Raw genomic sequence first — 18,778 nt, 5'->3', positions numbered from 1 at the left:
TTGAATCAGACTCATGTTTTGATCAGTCCACTGAATCCGAGAAAGGCCACTGCGATCAGTCCGGCGCCGATCAACTGGATCGGCAAGCCACGAAAGGGCAGGGGAACATCGTTGTCACGCGTGCGCTGGCACAAGTCGCTGAACAGAGTCAGCACCAGCCAGAAGCCCAGACCGGCGCCGAGGCTCAGGGCGGCGGCGTGGAAAAATCCCTTGTCATCCTGGGCGTTGAGCAAGGTCAGCCCGAGCACGCCGGCATTGCCGAGCAACAAGGGCCAGAGGCCTTCGAACGACAGTTTTGGACATGATCGGGACAGCAACATCAGCAGCGGGGCGATCAGCAGAACGCTCAGCGGCAGGAACACGAACAGACGCAGGGCCGTCAGCTCCAACGGCACCAATAGCCAGTGGTAGAGCGCATAACCGAGCATCCCGACGATCAGCATCAGGCTCGCCGTGGCCATGCCCAGCGCATGGACCTGCCGCTGTTCGGCACCCAACAGCGGATCGACGCCCAGCGGCCACTGCAACACGAGGTTGTTGATCAGGGCGGCGCTGATAAGCGTAAGGAGCAGTTCGGTCATGACCTGGTTACCTAAGCGTCCGTATCCACATATCGTTGGGCTGATAATTACAAGATCAGGCCGGCCATGAGAAACAGTATGGGCCAGACATGAAAATCCCACAGTCATGCCGGGCACGACTGTGGGATCGGTTTTGCAGATCGACGCTTACTTGATGCGCTGACCCGGCTTGGCGCCGCTGTCGGGGCTCAGCAGGTAGATTTCTTCACCGCCAGGGCCGGCCGCCATCACCATGCCTTCGGAGATGCCGAACTTCATTTTCCGTGGCTTGAGGTTGGCGATCATCATGGTCAGGCGACCATTGAGCCTGGACGGATCCGGGTAAGCACTCTTGATCCCGGAGAACACGTTGCGTTGCTCGTCACCGATGTCCAGGGTCAGGCGCAGCAGTTTGTCGGCCCCTTCCACGTGTTCGGCCTTGATGATCAGTGCCACGCGCAGGTCGACGGCGGCAAAGGCGTCGAACTCGATCTCCGGCGACAACGGTTCCTTGACCAGCTCGCCGTTGCCGGCCGGTGCAGTTTCGCCGGTATCGGTGGCGCTGGCGGTCAGGTCTTCTTTCGAGGCGTCGGTCATGGCTTGCACTTTTACCGGGTCGATGCGGGTCATCAACGGTTTGAACTCGTTGAGCTGATGATTGCTCAGCAGCGTGGCGTGGTCGTTCCAGGTCAGCGGCGCGACGTTGAGGAACGCCTCGGCGTCGGCGGCCAGCAGCGGTAGCACGGGCTTGAGGAAGATCACCAGTTGGCGGAACAGGTTGATGCCCAAGGCGCAGATGGCCTGGACTTCGTCGTGCTTGCCTTCCTGTTTGTTCAGCGACCACGGTGCTTTGTCGGCGATCCAGGCGTTGGCACGGTCGGCCAGGCCCATGATTTCGCGCATGGCGCGGGCGAAGTCGCGAGCCTCGTAGGCATCGGCGATGCTTGGCGCCGCAGCCAGGAACGCGTCGGTCAGTTCCGGCGCGGCGTTACCCGCGACCAGCACCCCGGCGTTGCCTTTCTGGATGAAACCGGCGCAACGGCTGGCGATGTTGACGACTTTGCCCACCAGGTCGGAGTTGACCTTCTGCACGAAGTCTTCGAGGTTCAGGTCCAGGTCGTCGACGCCACGGCCCAGCTTGGCCGCGTAGTAGTAGCGCAGGTATTCCGGCGACAGGTGATCCAGGTAGGTCCGGGCCTTGACGAAGGTGCCCCGAGACTTGGACATTTTCTGACCGTTGACGGTCAGGTAGCCGTGCACGTTGATACCGGTCGGCTTGCGCAAACCCGCGCCTTCGAGCATGGCTGGCCAGAACAGCGCGTGGAAATTGACGATGTCCTTGCCGATGAAGTGGTAGAGCTCGGCGGTGGAATCCTTGGCCCAGAACGCGTCGAAGTCCAGGTCCGGACGACGGGCGCACAGGTTCTTGAAGCTGGCCATGTAGCCGATTGGCGCGTCCAGCCACACGTAGAAATACTTGCCCGGCTCGCCCGGAATCTCGAAACCGAAGTACGGCGCATCGCGGGAGATGTCCCACTGTTGCAGGCCGGCATCCAGCCATTCGGCGATCTTGTTGGCGACCGCGTCTTGCAGGGTGCCGCTACGGGTCCAGGCTTGCAGCATTTCCTGGAAGTCCGGCAGCTTGAAGAAGAAGTGCTGGGAATCCTTGAGCACCGGGGTGGCGCCAGAGATCGCCGACTTCGGATCCTTCAGGTCGGTGGGGGCGTAGGTCGCACCGCATTTTTCGCAGTTGTCGCCGTACTGGTCTTCGGTGCCGCATTTCGGGCAGGTGCCCTTGATGAAGCGGTCGGCCAGGAACATTTTCTTTTCCGGGTCGAAGTACTGCGTGATCGAGCGCTGGGCGATGTGCCCGGCGTCGCGCAGTTTCAGGTAGATCTGGCTCGACAGCTCACGGTTTTCTTCAGAGTGAGTGGAGTGGAAGTTGTCGAAGTCCACCAGGAACTCGGCAAAGTCGGCGCTGTGTTCAGCCTGGACGTTGGCGATCAGTTGTTCCGGGGTGATGCCTTCCTTTTCCGCGCGCAGCATGATGGCCGAACCGTGGGCGTCGTCGGCGCAGACATAGATGCATTGATTGCCGCGGTGCTTCTGGAAGCGCACCCACATGTCGGTCTGGATGTATTCCAGCATGTGGCCAAGATGGATCGAACCATTGGCATAGGGCAGGGCGCTGGTGACGAGGATCTTGCGTGGCTCGGACATGGGGCTCGGCTACTTGATGAAACGGAGGTCGGCCACTATAAAGCGCTGGCGCATATTTTTCACCCCCGAGCCCCAAGGGCTTATTGTTACAAACGTGCTTTTGTGGCGAGGGGCTTGCCCCCGTTCGCCTGCGAAGCAGTCGTAAAATCTGCAAGCGAAGGTGTCCCGGTCAGAAAAAAAGCTGGGGCGGCTCCGCCACCCAACGGGGGCAAGCCCCCTCGCCACATGAAGCTCTCCAGCCACAGTAATCTGTTCGCCACAAATCCGTGTCCGGCGTAGGATACCCGCCTGATTTTCCAGTCTTGTTATCGGAGTTGCCCATGAGCGCCCTCAATCGCGCGGCGGTGGAAGCCGTCCTTCGTCAATACACCGACCCTTACCTGAACCAGGATCCGGTCAGCGCCGGGTGCGTGCGCAACATCGACATCCAGGGCGATCGCGTCAGCGTCCAGCTGGAACTGGGTTATGCCGCCGGTCTGTTCAAGAGTGGCTGGGCACAGTTGCTGCAAATGGCGATTGAAGGGCTGGACGGCGTGGTCACCGCGCGTGTCGAGATCACCAGCGTGATCGCCGCGCACAAGGCCCAGGCCCAGATCCCGGGCCTGGCCAACGTCAAGAACGTCGTCGCCGTGGCCTCCGGCAAGGGTGGCGTAGGCAAGTCCACCACCGCCGCCAACCTCGCCCTGGCCCTGGCCCGCGAAGGCGCCAAGGTCGGGATTCTCGATGCGGACATCTACGGTCCGAGCCAGGGCATCATGTTTGGCATCCCCGAAGGCACCCGACCGAAGGTCAAGGATCAGAAGTGGTTCGTGCCGATCGAGTCCCATGGCGTCGAAGTGATGTCCATGGCCTTCCTGACCGACGACAACACGCCGATGGTCTGGCGTGGGCCGATGGTTTCCGGTGCGCTGTTGCAACTGGTGACCCAGACCGCGTGGGGCGACCTGGATTACCTGGTCATCGACATGCCGCCAGGCACCGGTGACATCCAGTTGACCCTGGCGCAGAAAGTCCCGGTGGCCGGTGCTGTCATCGTGACGACGCCCCAAGACCTGGCCCTGCTGGACGCGCGCAAGGGCGTGGAAATGTTCCGCAAGGTCAATATTCCGGTGCTGGGCGTGGTGGAAAACATGGCCGTGCACATCTGCTCCAACTGCGGCCATGCCGAGCATCTGTTCGGTGAGGGCGGCGGAGTGAAACTGGCCACCCAATACGGCGTCGAACTGCTGGCCTCGTTGCCACTGGCGATGGCCATCCGCGAGCAGGCCGATGGCGGCAAGCCAACGGTGATCGCTGAGCCGGACAGCCCGATTGCGATGGTGTATCAGGAACTGGCGCGGCATGTCGGCGCGCGGATCGTGTTGCAGGAAGCGGCGACACCGGCGATGCCGAATATCACCATCAGCGACGATTGATGATCTTTTGCAGGAGCCAGGCTTGCCGGCGAAAGCGGACTTGATGACGCCTTCGCCGGCAAGCCTGGCTCCTGCAACGGCGGTTAGATGCGCAACCCGCCATCCATCTCCAGAATCCGGCCGGTGTAATAGTCGTTCTCGAAAATGTACGCCGCCGAATGGGCGATCTCGTCCGGCTTGCCCATGCGCTTGAGCGGAATCCCGGCCGTCATCTTCTCCAGCGCTTCCGGCTTCATCCCCAACGTCATCTCGGTTTCGATAAAGCCCGGCGCAATGCCTGCCACGCGAATACCGTAGCGCGCCAGTTCCTTGGCCCAGGTCACGGTCGCTGCGGCGACACCGGCCTTGGCGGCGGAGTAGTTGGTCTGGCCCACATTGCCGGCCCGGGAAATCGACGAGATATTGATGATTGCGCCGCTGTTTTTCAGCTCGACCATTTTCGCCGCCACTTCACGGGTGCACAGGAACACGCCGGTGAGGTTGACGTCGATCACGGCCTGCCACTGGGCCAGGCTCATTTTGGTCATTTCGCCGTCCTTGACCTTGATCAGCAGGCCATCGCGTAGGATCCCGGCGTTGTTGATCAGGCCATGGATCGCGCCGAAATCTTCGGCCACCTGGGCAACCATGTGCGTCACTTGCTCTTCATTGGCGACGTTGCACAGATAAGCGCGAGCCTCGACGCCCTTGGCTTTGCATGCGGCGACGGTGTCGTCGAGCTTTTCCTGGTTCAGATCGACCAGTGCCAGCTTCGCGCCTAAGCCTGCGAAATACTCGGCCATCGAACGGCCTAAACCCTGGCAACCGCCAGTGATAATGATTACTTTGTCAGTGAGTTGCATTCGCATGCCCTAATAGCAGGTCAGAAAGTGATTTCCTTGTAGAGGGCCTCTCGATCTGCACCTGATGTGGCCTGGCTGCACATGAGAACTGCCCCGATGGCGTGCTGGATACTTATTCCCAGGCGCCTGTCCGTTTTTTCGACGGATTCTATATAAGGAGTCATAAATTGAGCGTTGAAGCGGCCAAGAATGCCCGAGAATTGCTTCTCAAGGAATACCGCGGAGTGCTTTCGACACACTCCAAGGCCATGCCCGGTTTCCCCTTTGGCTCGGTGGTTCCGTACTGCCTGGACGAGCAGGGCCGACCGCTGATCCTGATCAGCCGCATCGCCCAGCACACCCACAATTTGCAGAAAGACCCGAAATGCTCACTGTTCGTGGGCGAGCGCGGGGCCGAAGACGCACAAGCCGTCGGTCGCCTGACGTACCTGGCCGAGGCCGAAAAGCTTGAGGATGAGGCGGCCATCGACGCGGCGGCCGAGCGTTATTACCGTTATTTCCCGGATTCCCAGAGTTACCACAAGGCCCACGATTTCGATTTCTGGGTGCTCAAACCGGTGCGTCATCGCTACATCGGCGGTTTCGGCGCGATACATTGGGTCGATCAACTGACCCTGGCCAACCCGTTCGCCGGCAAGGCGGAAGTGAGCATGGTCGAGCACATGAATGCCGATCACGCCAAGGCTATCGCCCACTACGTCGAGCTAGCCGGTCTGCCGACGACAGCCCCGGCGCAACTGGCCGGCATCGACACCGAAGGCATGCACCTGCGCATCGGCCAGGGCCTGTACTGGTTGCCGTTTCAAGCACCGTGTAATACGCCGACACAAGTCCGGGAAGCCTTGGTTTTCCTGGCTCACGCCGAGCATTGGCCGAAAAATGAAGTGGCCGACGCTTGAATTCACGAAGTGGCGACGTCATCTAGGGAACACTGGCAAGGCATTCTTGCGTTGAGGAACCATTTGATGCGCCCTTTTTTATTGCTCTTTGTACTGTTTCCGGTGTTGGAGCTGTTCGTATTCGTCAAGGTCAGCGGGGCCATCGGGTTTTTCCCGGCCCTGCTGTTGATCATTCTCGGCTCGATGCTCGGCGTGTTCGTGCTGCGGATCGCCGGTCTGGCCACTGCGCTGCGTGCCCGTGAAAGCCTGAACCGCGGCGAGCTGCCGGCCCAGACCATGCTTGAAGGTTTGATGCTGGCTTTGGCTGGCGGTCTGTTGATCCTGCCGGGCTTCGTCACCGACGTGCTGGGCCTGATCATGCTGCTGCCGCTGTCGCGTCGTTTGCTGGCGAACAAGATGCGCCAGCGCGCTGAAGAGGCTGCCATCCGCCAGCGTGCCTTCGCCGATGACCTGCAACCGCGGGGCGGTCCCGCCCCTCGTCAGCCGTTGGGCCGCGAGCCCGACGTGATCGAAGGCGAGTTCGAACACCACGATCCCAAGTAAAGCGTTTCAGCTGCACGGCACCTTCGGGTGCCGTGTTCATTTGCGGGCAACAACATGAAAAAATTTGCTGGCCCGCCCTTGTAATAAGCTTATGCGCCCTTATGTAACGGTCACCGCAAGGTTTCTGGCGATCATGCCAGACAGACTTCCGCGGTTCGCTCGACGAACCGCACCCGGCACCGCCGGATTTGTTAAACCCGCCGGGAATACACCGGCCGATGAAAACCACAATTAGGAGAGATCGACAATGAAGCTTCGTCCTCTGCATGACCGCGTCGTCATCCGTCGCAGCGAAGAAGAAAAGAAAACCGCTGGCGGTATCGTCCTGCCAGGTTCGGCTGCTGAAAAAGCCAACAGCGGCGAGATCCTCGCTGTCGGTACCGGCCGCGTGCTGGACAACGGTGAAGTGCGTGCACTGGCCGTTAAAGTGGGTGACAAGGTTGTGTTCGGTCCGTACTCCGGCAGCAACACAGTGAAAGTCGACGGCGAAGACCTGCTGGTAATGGCTGAGAACGAGATTCTCGCTGTTATCGAAGGCTGATTCCCCGCTCATTTTCCCGCTACTACAAAGTATTTAAGGAATATCGATCATGGCTGCTAAAGAAGTTAAATTCGGCGATTCCGCCCGCAAGAAAATGCTCGCCGGTGTCAACGTCCTGGCTGACGCAGTAAAAGCGACCCTGGGCCCTAAAGGCCGTAACGTGATCATCGAGAAGAGCTTCGGCGCTCCGACCATCACCAAGGACGGCGTTTCCGTAGCCAAAGAAATCGAACTGAAAGACCGTTTCGAAAACATGGGCGCGCAGCTGGTCAAAGACGTTGCCTCCCGTGCCAACGATGACGCAGGCGACGGCACCACCACCGCTACCGTTCTGGCTCAATCGATCGTCAACGAAGGCCTGAAAGCCGTCGCTGCCGGCATGAACCCGATGGACCTGAAGCGCGGCATCGACAAAGCGACCATCGCTATCGTCAAAGAGCTCAAAGCCCTGTCCAAGCCTTGCGCTGACACCAAGGCCATCGCTCAGGTCGGCACCATCTCGGCCAACTCCGACAACTCCATCGGCGACATCATTGCCGAAGCCATGGAAAAAGTCGGTAAAGAAGGCGTGATCACCGTTGAAGAAGGCTCGGGCCTGGAAAACGAACTGTCGGTTGTTGAAGGCATGCAGTTCGACCGTGGCTACCTGTCCCCGTACTTCGTCAACAAGCCAGAGACCATGACCGCCGAGCTCGACGGTCCGCTGATCCTGCTGGTCGACAAAAAGATCTCGAACATCCGCGAAATGTTGCCAGTACTGGAAGCCGTTGCCAAAGCCGGCCGTCCACTGCTGATCGTGGCCGAAGACGTTGAAGGCGAAGCCCTGGCGACTCTGGTTGTGAACAACATGCGTGGCATCGTTAAAGTCGCAGCCGTCAAGGCTCCGGGCTTCGGCGACCGTCGCAAGGCCATGCTGCAGGACATCGCTGTCCTGACTGGCGGTACCGTTATCTCCGAAGAGATCGGTCTGAGCCTGGAAAGCACTACCCTGGAACACCTGGGTAATGCCAAGCGCGTGATCCTGTCCAAAGAAAACACCACCGTGATCGACGGCGCTGGCGTTGAGACTGATATCCAGGCTCGCGTTCTGCAAATCCGTCAGCAAGTGGCTGACACTTCGTCCGACTACGACCGTGAAAAACTGCAAGAGCGTCTGGCCAAGCTGTCCGGCGGTGTTGCAGTGATCAAGGTTGGCGCTGGTTCCGAAGTCGAAATGAAAGAGAAGAAAGCCCGCGTTGAAGACGCCCTGCACGCTACCCGTGCAGCCGTTGAAGAAGGCGTGGTACCTGGCGGCGGCGTGGCACTGGTTCGCGCTCTGCAGGCTATCTCCGAACTGAAAGGCGACAACGCTGATCAAGACGTTGGTATCCAGTTGCTGCGTCGCGCTGTTGAAGCGCCACTGCGCCAGATCGTTGCCAACTCCGGCGACGAGCCAAGCGTTGTAGTCGACAAGGTCAAGCAGGGTTCGGGTAACTACGGTTACAACGCTGCTACCGGCGAATACGGCGACATGATCGAAATGGGCATCCTGGACCCGGCTAAAGTGACGCGTTCGGCGCTTCAGGCAGCGGCTTCCATCGCCAGCCTGATGATCACCACCGAAGCCATGATCGCCGAGATCAAGGAAGAAGGCGGTGCTGGCGGCGGTATGCCAGACATGGGCGGTATGGGTGGCATGGGCGGCATGATGTAAGCCAGCCTTACCCCTGTAAAAAAACCCCGCCTGCGAAAGCAGGCGGGGTTTTTTATTATTGGTCAAAAGGTATGTTGTTTCTTACGGCCTCTTCGCGGGCAAGCCTCGCTCCTACAGGGGGAGGTGTTGTGTCATCAATCGCGATGACAACCACGATCCTGTAGGAGCGAGGCTTGCCCGCGAAGACGTCAGCTCAGACGCTGACCGATTGCGTCTTGGTAACCCGTTCAGCCTTGCCCGCCGGTCGATACAGGATGTAGTAATACGACCCCAGACAAATCAACCAGCAGAAAATCGCCGTCCACACGTTGTGCGAGAAGAAGTGCGCGCCCTGCATCATCCGGCTGATGGAAAACACCGTGCCCAGCGCCGCGGCAAAGATAAACGCCTTGCGCGCCAGCCGTGGACGGCGGTCGCGCAGCACAAAGAACAGCGCAAACAGCGTAAAACCAGTCGCCGCATGACCACCCGGCCAGCAGCGGCCCGGCTTGTCGGTGTGTGGGCGCGGGCTCAGCAGTTCGCTGTAGGTTTCATGGCCGCCGAACTGTTCCAGGCTCCATGGGCATTGCACCGCCGTCACCACTTTGACCGGGGTGACAAAGGACGTGGCCAGGCCCAACGACAGCACCAGGCAACCCAGCTCCCGTTTGAACAGTTTGAGCTTGTCGACAAAAAACGCGCAGATGAAACCGATCACCGCAAACACCGAGAAAGCGATGACCACCTGTTTGGCCCGGTCATGCAGGATGTCTTCGAGGAAGTAGCTGTGGCGGCCAATGAAGTCCCCGGCCGCCGGATCATAAAAGTACCTGGCCAGATTCATGTCCAGATCGGTCAGTTCGAGCAGCATCAGCACGATGGCCGCGATGGCGGGAACCCCTAGGCACACCCAGAAATTGAGCGGCCTGGACACGGGGCGAACAGCAGTTGATGACATGGTGGATCCTGAACGTAGGAAAAAGCCCCGGGGCATCAGCCCGGGGTCATTCGGTTAACGTACGCTGACCTGGGGCGTGCCCTCCTTGGGCGCTTTCCAGCCAAGCAGCTGTTGCTTGAAGCCATAACTGGCGCTTTGGTAGTACGTGATGGCGCGGGTGATCAACGGATCGCTGGCCTCGGCCTTCGATTCGCGGCTTTCGGTCAGTGCGTCGTCATGCCGGCGCAGGCCCTGGCGCGGACTCAGGATCGCCAGATCCTTGCCGTCGAACAACCCCAGATGCTGATAGTTGCCGACCACGACGCGGGGTGGCAGGGGATTGTCCTGCAACAGATTGCGCCCGAAAAATGTCGATTGGTAATCCAGGTTCAGCAAGCCCAGCAACGTCGGCGCCAGATCAATCTGGCTCGCCAGTTGTGCGGTTTCCCGGGCCTCGATCAGCTTCGGCGCGTAGATGAACAACGGAATCTGATAGTTGCTGATCGGCAAGTCTTCCTTACCGGCGCTGCCTGCGGTGTGGTCGGCGACGAACACGAAAATCGTATTGTCGAACCACGGCTTTTGCCGCGCCTGTTCCAGAAACTGGCCGATGGCATAGTCGGTGTACTTCACCGCGCCGTCTCGACCGTTGCCGGACTTGATGTCGATGCGATTGTCCGGATAGGTGTAAGGCCGATGATTGGAGGTGGTCATCAGTTGCAGCAGAAAGGGCTGCTGTTTGGCGTAGTCGGCGTCGGCCAGTTTCAGGGTCTGGGTGTAGAGATCTTCGTCAGCCATACCCCAGGCGTTCTTGAAGTGAATTTGCGCTTCATCGACGCTGCTCTGGTCAACCACGCGATAACCGTTACCGCTGAAAAACGCGTTCATATTGTCGAAGTAACCACGCCCGCCATACACGAACACGCTGTCGTAACCCACGGCACCGAGCTGCTGGCCGAGGCTGGCGAAACCGCTTTCACGGCCCACGCGCTTGACGATCGAACGGCCCGGCGTCGGCGGGATGGCCAGGGTAATGGCTTCCAGGCCGCGATCGGTGCGGGTGCCGGTGGCGTAGAAATTATTGAAGTACAGGCTCTGTTTGCGCAGGGCATCCAGGTTGGGCGTCAGGTTGCGCTCGTCGCCGTTGCTGCCCATGTACTTGGCGCTGAAACTTTCGATGGTCACCAGCACGATGTTGGGTTTGCGCGGGGTGCCCGGGTTATCGATGTTGCGGCGGATGTCTTGTGGGTCCTGGCCAACGAACTGTGCGTTAGGTTCGCTCAGTTCGGCGCGAATCTGCTGGGCCACGACGTCGGGCGGCAGACTTTTGTAGAACTGCGGGTAGTCCAGCTCATTGTTGCGAAACGCGGCGAAGAACTGGTACGGGCCATTGCTTGCCAATTCATTTTGATAGGCGTTGCCACCCTGGGCGCGCGGTGCGTCCTGGCTGAGCAGTTGCAGGCTCAGGCCGGCGACGATCAACAAGCCCAAGGCATTGACCAGGCGTCGACGCAGTGGCGGCAGCGGTGCGTCCAGTGCCGCATTGAAGGCCCTGCGCAACGCGAAGCTCAGGGCCACGGCCAGCACGGCGAGGATACTCAGCAACGTGCCGATCGGGTACGACTCCAGCAGGTTGTTCAAGACTTCATCGGAATACACCAGGTAATCCACGGCGATGAAGTTGAAACGCACGCCGAACTCGTCCCAGAACAACCATTCGGCCACGGACGTGAACAGCATGGCAAACAGGCTGACTGTCAACAGCCCTTGCAGTAACCAGCGATGGCCCCGGCGACGCCACAAGGCGGGCGGGCAGAGCAGCAGGTAGAGGCCCATCGGCAAGGCCGCATAGGCAATGAACCCGAGGTCGTAAAGAAATCCGATGGCAAAAACCGACACAAAACCGCTACCGGCCTCATCCAGGTGAGTGAGCAGCAGAACGGTCCGGGTCAAAGAGAAAATCACCAGCCAGGCGCTGGTGACGAGCAGCAGAAAGCGCATAGGCGCTGTCTTGAAAAAGTCCATTGGCTACATTCCTTATATCAATGGCGCGGGAGTTTCACCGGGCCACTGTAGTCAGGTTGTGAACCGATAGTGAAAAACTTGTTAAGTCTTTCATTTTGTTGGACGAATGGATGGATCCGGTCTTCGGCCCTAGCCCTGCGCTGCGCTTGGCCGTAAGCTGCGCGAGCCGAAGATGGCCGTTACTGTGTACGGAGGAGTGCCCATGCGAATTCTATTGGTTGAAGACAACCGCGATATCCTCGCCAATCTGGCGGACTACCTGGGGCTCAAGGGCTACACCGTGGATTGCGCGCAGGATGGTTTGTCGGGACTGCACCTGGCGGCCACCGAGCATTACGACTTGATCGTGCTCGACATCATGCTGCCCGGCATTGACGGCTACACCTTGTGCAAGCGCCTGCGTGAAGACGCCCGCCGCGATACGCCGGTGATCATGCTCACCGCCCGGGATCAATTGGATGACCGCTTGCAGGGCTTCAAGTCCGGCGCCGATGACTACCTGATCAAGCCGTTCGCGCTGTCCGAACTGGCGGCACGCATCGAAGCGGTCATGCGTCGGGCCCAGGGCGGCGGGCGGCGTACCCTGCAGGTCGGCGACCTGAACTACGACCTCGACACCCTGGAAGTGACCCGCGATGGCCGTCTACTGAAACTCAACCCGGTCGGCCTCAAGTTGCTGGCGGTGCTGATGCAGAAAAGCCCCCACGTGCTGCGCCGCGAAATCCTCGAAGAAGCCCTGTGGGGCGATGATTGCCCGGACAGCGACAGCCTGCGCAGCCACGTTCATCAACTGCGCCAGGTGATCGACAAGCCTTTTGCCAAGCCTTTGCTGCAAACCGTGCACGGTGTGGGTTATCGCTTGGCCGAGGGCCGTGATGGAGTTTAAGCAGAGCCTTGCTCAACGGATCATCATTGCCTTTGCGCTGATGAGCGCGCTGGTGGCCGGGGCCTTCGCCATGGGCATCGTGGCGACCGTGCACCTGGTGGAAGAGAAACTGATTTCGGCAGGCCTGGGCGGCGACTTGCAACGGCTGTTGCTGATGGACAGCGTCTCGGACTGGAGCCACCGCCCGGAGCCCGACCAGCTGTTCTATTTCAGTGGCGGGCCAGGGGACTTCGAGTTGCCCAAGGACCTGCGTCACCTGGAACCCGGTTTTCACGAAGTGTTTCGCGAACAGTTGTCGTATCACGCGATGGTCGAAGTCGTCGACGGCCGGCGGTACGTGCTGTTGCAGGATCAGAGTGATTTCGAGGAGCGTGAGCGGGTGCTGTTTGCCGTGGTGCTGGTGGGCTTCGTCCTGAGCCTGGCACTGGCGGTTTTTCTCGGCTGGATCCTGGCGCGCAAAGTCATGGCGCCCGTGGTGCGGCTGGCTCGGCAAGTACGGCATCGCGATCAGTTATTGGGTTTGGCGCCTCCCCTGGCGCCCGACTACGCCGCGGACGAAGTGGGCGAACTGGCGGTGGCCTTCGACGCCACGCTCGGGCGTCTGCGTCAGGCCTTGACCCGTGAGCGCCTGTTCACCAGTGACGTCAGTCATGAGTTGCGCACCCCGCTGATGGTCTTGGCCAGTTCCTGCGAATTGCTGCTGGAAAACCCTGGCATCGACCAGCGCGGTCGCGCCCAGGTCGAGCGCATCGCCCGAGCCTGTGAGGAAATGCGTGAGTTGGTGCAAACCTTCCTGATGCTTGCCCGTGCCCAGCATGAGGACGCCAGCATGTCCCCGCAGCAGACGGTCAGCCAGGTGGCTGACGGGCTGCTCAATCTCTGGCGTGAGCCGATCGAGTCCAAGGGCTTGACGCTGGACTTCGAGCGGGGAAGTCCTGCGAATGAGGGCTACAACGCGACGCTGTTGCATGCGGTCATGGGCAACCTGTTGCGCAATGCGCTGCACTACACCGAAACCGGGTTCATTCGCCTCACCCTGAGAGGTACCGGGTTCGTCGTCGAGGACAGCGGTGTCGGTATTCCGGAAGAAAAGCGCGAGGCAATGTTCGAACCCTTTGTGCGGGGCTCCGAAAAACGTGGCGAAGGCCTGGGGCTGGGCTTGTCGCTGGTACAGCGGATCTGTGAGAGCCAGGGCTGGACCGTCAGCCTGACCACCATGGAACCGAACGGCTGCCGTTTTGAAGTGGAATTGGGTAAGCCTCGGGCCTGATTGAAAGGCGGTGGCCCCGCGCCACTATCTAATCCTTGTAAAACCCTGAAATACTTGGTGATTGTACACAACGAAGTTTTCACAAAGTGATGACCTGACGCTGACATGACGCTACCTAAGGTGGTTGCCATCAGCAATTCAGGAGCATTTGATATGACGGGCCCGATCAAGCTGGATTTTTCGGAAAAGTACGACGATCAACACGCGCAAAAATATTTGCGCAAGCACCAGGACGGTCTCGGTCGTCGATTGTCCCATTGGCGTGACGAACAACTGGCACGCAAGGCGCTGACCCTGGCCGGCGAGCCTGGTTTGGTCCTCGATTTACCCAGTGGTGCCGGGCGTTTCTGGCCGTTACTGGCAGAAAAACCCAATCGGGTGATCATCGGAGCCGATAACTCCGAATCAATGTTGAAAATTGCGACCCAGTCGCAGCCGGCTGAAGTGGTGAAACGGGTACAACCCTTGCACACTTCTGCATTCGACATTGCTTTGCCTGATAACGCCGTCGACAGCATTTTTTGCATGCGTTTGCTCCATCACATCGGGGAAGCCGAGCACCGACTGGCCATCCTGCGCGAATTCGAGCGTGTCACCCGTGACAGCGTGATCATTTCGTTGTGGGTGGATGGCAATTTCAAGGCCTGGAAGCGCAAGCGCGCCGAGAAAAAGCGCGGGCAGGAAGGTTACCAAAATCGCTTTGTGTTACCGGCCACCACGGTCGAAAAGGAGTTCGAACAGGCGGGTTTTCGTATCCAGGAACAACTGGACTTTTTACCGCTCTATGCCATGTGGCGAGTTTACGTATTACGCAAGAGGTAACAGGATGGCAGTGCAATGTGCAGCAGAAACGGAAGTCGCTTCCCAGGACCGCTTCGACTATTTCTGGAATCAGCGCGGTGAATGGGTGGAAGAACCCAACGTCCGTCGCGGTGGGGAAAGTGGCGTGCAGCGCGTCAGGGGCAGCGACGGGCAACTGCTGTATGCCAAGCGTCAGACCGGGCATATCTACCGCAGTTGGTTGCACCCGTTCGGCCGACCGACCGTATTGCGCGAGCAGGATGCGCTGATCGGTTTGACGGCGCTCGGCGTGCGCGTGCCGGAAATGGTGTTCTGTGGTGCCCAACGGGACCCGGTGCACAAATGGCGCGCGTTGCTGGTTACCAAGTCTCTGGATGGCTTTGAGGAAATCGAACACTGGTATGCCGGTGGCGGTCGCGAGCGTCATGGCGAAGTGGTACACGAGCGCGTCCTCAAGGAACTGGCCGAGAACCTGGCCCGCATGCACAAGGGGCGCTGGCAGCACAGCTGCATCTACATCAAACACGTATTCGTGCGGGTGACTGGCGAAGGGGATGCGGCCACGGTGGAAGTGGCGTTGATCGATCTTGAAAAGTGCCGCCAGCGTTTGACCGCCCAGCGTGCCGCCGCCCATGACATGAAGCAGCTGCGTCGCCACTCGTCGTTCAGCGATACAGACTGGAAGAATCTGGTCTACTTTTATGAGACGGCGTTTGGCAGCGCTATCAAGGGTTTATAGCGATGAAACTCGAAATTGCACGAGGTGTGTTTCTTCTAGGAGCCTTGGCAGTTGCTTCATTGGCGGTGGCGGCTTGGGAGCAGCCCCGCACGCAAGTCCTCAGTGCAGTGAACGATGGCGCTCACTGTCCGTTGCCACGGGTTGCCAAAGCAGCCGTGGCCACACAACCTGATCATGACTTGTTACTGTTCATGTTCGGACTTTCACAGGGATTGAGGCCGCAGAGTTGAACAGATTGAAGCCAAAATAAAAGGCCTCGCAGATGCGGGGTCTTTTTTTTTGGCTGATCGTTCCCACGCTCTGCGTGGGAATGCAGCCCGGGACGCTCCGCGTCCCAAAGCGTGACGCAGAGCGTCACAAGAGGCATTCCCACGCGGAGCGTGGGAACAATCACGGGGCGGAGGGTTTATCGGGCTTGGCCAGCAACGTGTACACACACGGCAGCACGAACAAGGTAAATAACGTCCCGATCGACATCCCCGTGGCGATCACCGTGCCAATATCGAACCGGCTGACGGCACCCGCACCGGTGGCCAGAATCAACGGCACCATGCCGAACACCATCGCCGCCGTGGTCATCAACACCGGCCGCAGACGAATGGCCGCCGCTTCCTCCACCGCTTCGCGCGGGGTCAGACCTTTCTCCTTGCGCAGCTTGTTGGCGAACTCCACGATCAGGATCCCGTGTTTGCTGATCAGCCCGATCAACGTCACCAACCCGACCTGGGTATAGATGTTCATGCTCGACCAGCCGAGGAACAGCGGGATCAACGCCCCGCAAATCGACAGCGGCACGGTGACCAGAATCACCAGCGGATCACGGAAGCTTTCGAACTGCGCCGCCAGCACCAGGAAAATGATCGCCAGGGCCAGGGCGAACGTGACCCACAGCGCGCTGCCTTCCTGAACGAATTGCCGCGACGTGCCGCCATAGTCAAAGGCAAAACCCACCGGCGCTTCTTCCTGGGCGATCTGGCGCACGGTGTCGATGGCCTCGCCCATGCTGACCAGCGGGAACCCGGTCACCGCCGCCGCGTTGAGCTGCTGGAACTGGTTCAACTGCCGTGGCCGCGCCCGGTCGGTCACGGTGATCAGGGTCGACAGTGGCAGCAGTTCGCCCTTTGTGTTCTTGACGTAGTAATTGTTCAGCCAGTCAGGGTTATCCCGGTAGGCCCGTTCGACCTGGGCGATGACCTTGTAGCTGCGCCCTTCGATGGTGAACCGATTGATTTCCGCCTCACCCAGCAACGTCGCCAGGGTGCCACCGAGGTCCTGCATCGACACGCCCATCTGCGCGGCCTTGGCGCGGTCGATATCCACCACCACTTCCGGCTTGTCGAACGCCAGGTCGATGTCGACGAAGGCAAACTTGCCGGACTCCAGCGCGCGTTTTTTCACCCGGTCCGCCACGTCCAGCAGCGAGGCGTAGTCGTTGGCGGTGTTGATGATGAACTGGAACGGCAAGCCTTCACCGGTGCCCGGCAGGGACGGCAGGTTGAAACCGAAAATCTGCAAGCCGGGAATGCTCCCCAGCTTTTTCTGAACTTCGGGCAGGATCTGCATTTGCGTGCGGCCGCGCTCGTTCCACGGTTTGAGCAGGAAGCCGCCGATACCCGATTGCACGCCGTTGAAGCCATTGATCTGGAACGAGGAGTAGTACTCGGGAAACTCCTTGAAGATCGTGATGAACTCGTCGGTGTAAGTGTTCAGGTAGTCGAGGTTGGTCGGTTGCGGGGCGTTGGCAATCATGAAAATGATGCCCTGGTCCTCGTCCGGCGCCAGTTCCGTTTTGGCGAACTTGAGAAACACCGGGATCAGGCACAGCACGATCACCGCGAACACCAGCACCACCGGCCGGGTATTGAGCGTGCCGTGCAGCATGCTCTGATAGCGGCGCTTGAGGCCTTCGAAAATCAGGTCGAGGCGATGGGCCAGTCCACTGGGATTGGTGTCATGGCGCAGCAAATAGGCGCACATCATCGGCGACAGGGTCAGGGCGACGATGCCGGAAATCACCACCGCCCCGGCCAGCGTCAGGGCGAATTCCTTGAACAGCGCCCCCGTGAGGCCCGTCAGAAAGCCGATCGGCGCATAGACCGCCGCCAGGGTGATGGTCATGGACACCACCGGCATGGCGATCTCCCGGGCGCCTTCAATGGCCGCGTCCAGCGGTGTCTTGCCTTCCTCGATGTGCCGGTGAATGTTCTCCACCACCACAATCGCATCGTCCACCACCAGCCCGATGGCCAACACCATCGCCAGCAGGGTCAGCAGGTTGATCGAGTAACCCATCATCTGCATGAAGAACATCACGCCGATCATCGACAGCGGGATGGTCACCACGGGGATCACCACCGAACGCAGGGCGCCGAGGAACAGGAAGACGACGACTATGACGATCAGCACCGCTTCAAACAGGGTCTTGATCACCTCGTTGATCGAGGCCTGGATAAACAGCGTGGCGTCGTAGGCGATTTCGCTTTTAAGGTTGGGCGGCAACTGGGCTTCCAGCTCCGGCATGATCTTGCGCACTTCCTTGATCACGTCCAGCGGGTTGGCGCCCGGGGTGGCCTTGATGCCGATGTACACCGAGGGTGTACCGCCGAAGGAGCTGATGGCGTTGTAGTTCTCGGCGCCCATTTCGACCCGCGCGACATCGCTGAGCAGCACCCGGCTGTCGCCATCGACCTTGAGCGGAATCGCGGCGAAGGCCTCGGCGGACTTGAGTTCGGTGTTGGCGTTGATGCTGGTGACCACGTACTCGCCTTTCACTTCGCCGGCGGCGGAGAGGAAGTTGTACTGGCGTACCGCGTTGGTCACATCGCTGGCGCTCAAGCCGAACCCGGCCAGTTTCACCGGGTCCAGCCACAAGCGCATGGCGAACACCTGGTTGCCAAGAATCTCGGCTTCGGCCATGCCGGGCAGTGTCGCCAGTTTGGGCTGGATGACCCGGGACAGGTAATCGGTGATCTGTGGGTTGCTCAGCTCCTTGCTGAAATAACTGATGTACATCAGCGCCGAGGCGTCGGCGGCTTCCTTGCTCAGCACCGGGTCTTCGGCGTCCTGGGGCAGCTTGTTCTTCACCTCGTTGGCCTTGGCCAGCAACTCGGTGAACAAGCGGTCGCTGTTGGAACCGATACGTGCGTAGACGGAGATCACCGAGAAGTTCTGGCGACTGACCGAGGTCATGTAGTCGATGCCCTCGGCGCTCGCCAGGCTCTGCTGCATCGGCTGGGTGATGTAGCCCTGAATGGTTTCGGCGTTGGCCCCGGGGTAGGCGGTGGTTACCGTGATCAGGGCGTTTTCCATTTGCGGGTATTGGCGCAGCGGCAGCTTGCTCCAGGCCTGGAAGCCCAGCAGCACAATCAACAGGCTGACCACCGTGGCGAGCACCGGGCGGCGGATGAACGGATCGGTAAAAGCCATGA

The 18,778-nt window shown here is 59.9% G+C and carries 16 protein-coding genes; 10 read left to right on the top strand and 6 right to left on the bottom strand.

Features of this window, described 5'->3' with window-relative positions; genetic code table 11:
• Positions 1-11: 11 nt before the first annotated feature.
• Both ACY4LX_RS26995 and metG read right to left on the bottom strand, forming a co-directional pair.
• Entirely contained in the window at positions 12-581 is a 570-nt protein-coding gene (locus ACY4LX_RS26995; RefSeq protein WP_463258344.1) for an electron transport complex protein RnfA, read from the bottom strand.
• Between the two features lie 147 nt (positions 582-728).
• Complete coding sequence (gene metG / locus ACY4LX_RS26990; protein WP_463258343.1) at positions 729-2,780, bottom strand: methionine--tRNA ligase; 2,052 nt, start codon at positions 2,778-2,780, stop codon at positions 729-731.
• A gap of 320 nt (positions 2,781-3,100) precedes the next feature.
• On the opposite strand from metG, the gene apbC reads away from it, so the two are divergent.
• The gene (gene apbC, locus ACY4LX_RS26985) at positions 3,101-4,195 is read left to right on the top strand and encodes an iron-sulfur cluster carrier protein ApbC (RefSeq protein WP_149657973.1); all 1,095 of its coding nucleotides are present in this window, start codon (positions 3,101-3,103) and stop codon (positions 4,193-4,195) included.
• Between the two features lie 83 nt (positions 4,196-4,278).
• Here the strand turns inward: apbC and ACY4LX_RS26980 are convergent, their stop codons facing one another.
• The gene (locus tag ACY4LX_RS26980; protein WP_149657972.1) at positions 4,279-5,037 is read right to left on the bottom strand and encodes an SDR family oxidoreductase; all 759 of its coding nucleotides are present in this window, start codon (positions 5,035-5,037) and stop codon (positions 4,279-4,281) included.
• Between the two features lie 167 nt (positions 5,038-5,204).
• On the opposite strand from ACY4LX_RS26980, the gene ACY4LX_RS26975 reads away from it, so the two are divergent.
• The 4 genes from ACY4LX_RS26975 (at position 5,205) to groL (ending at position 8,713) form a co-directional block, all read left to right on the top strand.
• Entirely contained in the window at positions 5,205-5,936 is a 732-nt protein-coding gene (locus tag ACY4LX_RS26975) for a HugZ family pyridoxamine 5'-phosphate oxidase (protein WP_463258342.1), read from the top strand.
• A 66-nt stretch (positions 5,937-6,002) separates the two neighbouring features.
• Entirely contained in the window at positions 6,003-6,479 is a 477-nt protein-coding gene (locus tag ACY4LX_RS26970; RefSeq protein WP_149657970.1) for an FxsA family protein, read from the top strand.
• A 247-nt stretch (positions 6,480-6,726) separates the two neighbouring features.
• Positions 6,727-7,020 (top strand): co-chaperone GroES, encoded by a 294-nt coding sequence (locus tag ACY4LX_RS26965; protein WP_019827816.1) that lies wholly within the window; start codon positions 6,727-6,729, stop codon positions 7,018-7,020.
• Positions 7,021-7,069: 49 nt separating this feature from the next.
• Positions 7,070-8,713 carry a chaperonin GroEL gene (gene groL / locus ACY4LX_RS26960; RefSeq protein ID WP_149657969.1) on the top strand — a complete coding sequence of 548 codons (1,644 nt, stop codon included), beginning with the start codon at positions 7,070-7,072 and terminating at the stop codon, positions 8,711-8,713.
• 193 nt (positions 8,714-8,906) lie between these two features.
• On the opposite strand, the gene ACY4LX_RS26955 is transcribed toward groL, so the two are convergent.
• Together ACY4LX_RS26955 and ACY4LX_RS26950 are read right to left on the bottom strand one after the other, a co-directional pair.
• Complete coding sequence (locus ACY4LX_RS26955) at positions 8,907-9,650, bottom strand: phosphatase PAP2 family protein (RefSeq protein ID WP_463258341.1); 744 nt, start codon at positions 9,648-9,650, stop codon at positions 8,907-8,909.
• Positions 9,651-9,704: 54 nt separating this feature from the next.
• Positions 9,705-11,654, bottom strand: coding sequence for an LTA synthase family protein (locus tag ACY4LX_RS26950; protein ID WP_463258340.1), 1,950 nt, complete (start codon positions 11,652-11,654; stop codon positions 9,705-9,707).
• 202 nt (positions 11,655-11,856) lie between these two features.
• Here ACY4LX_RS26950 and colR point away from each other — a divergent pair, with 202 nt between their 5' ends.
• The 5 genes from colR (at position 11,857) to ACY4LX_RS26925 (ending at position 15,580) form a co-directional block, all read left to right on the top strand.
• On the top strand, positions 11,857-12,540 hold the full coding sequence (gene colR, locus ACY4LX_RS26945) for a two-component system response regulator ColR (RefSeq protein ID WP_149657966.1): 684 nt from the start codon (positions 11,857-11,859) through the stop codon (positions 12,538-12,540).
• Entirely contained in the window at positions 12,530-13,810 is a 1,281-nt protein-coding gene (locus ACY4LX_RS26940; protein ID WP_463258339.1) for a sensor histidine kinase, read from the top strand. The genes colR and ACY4LX_RS26940 overlap by 11 nt, the downstream gene beginning before the upstream one ends.
• 153 nt (positions 13,811-13,963) lie before the next feature.
• Positions 13,964-14,632: a class I SAM-dependent methyltransferase gene (locus tag ACY4LX_RS26935; RefSeq protein WP_149658163.1), complete on the top strand. Its 669-nt coding sequence runs from the start codon at positions 13,964-13,966 to the stop codon at positions 14,630-14,632.
• Positions 14,633-14,636: 4 nt separating this feature from the next.
• The gene (locus tag ACY4LX_RS26930) at positions 14,637-15,350 is read left to right on the top strand and encodes a lipopolysaccharide kinase InaA family protein (RefSeq protein WP_149657964.1); all 714 of its coding nucleotides are present in this window, start codon (positions 14,637-14,639) and stop codon (positions 15,348-15,350) included.
• Positions 15,351-15,352: 2 nt separating this feature from the next.
• Positions 15,353-15,580, top strand: a complete 228-nt coding sequence (locus tag ACY4LX_RS26925; RefSeq protein WP_133838174.1) for a hypothetical protein — start codon at positions 15,353-15,355, stop codon at positions 15,578-15,580.
• Between the two features lie 160 nt (positions 15,581-15,740).
• Here ACY4LX_RS26925 and ACY4LX_RS26920 read toward each other — a convergent pair whose 3' ends face one another.
• A complete protein-coding gene (locus ACY4LX_RS26920) occupies positions 15,741-18,776 on the bottom strand; it encodes a multidrug efflux RND transporter permease subunit (RefSeq protein ID WP_463258338.1) in 3,036 nt (1,011 codons plus the stop codon).
• Between the last annotated feature and the right edge of the window lie 2 nt (positions 18,777-18,778).

The organism is Pseudomonas sp. Emmai (assembly GCF_055179735.1).
The sequence above is the reverse complement of the archived record's forward strand: the minus strand, read 5'-3'. Positions and strand labels throughout refer to the sequence as shown.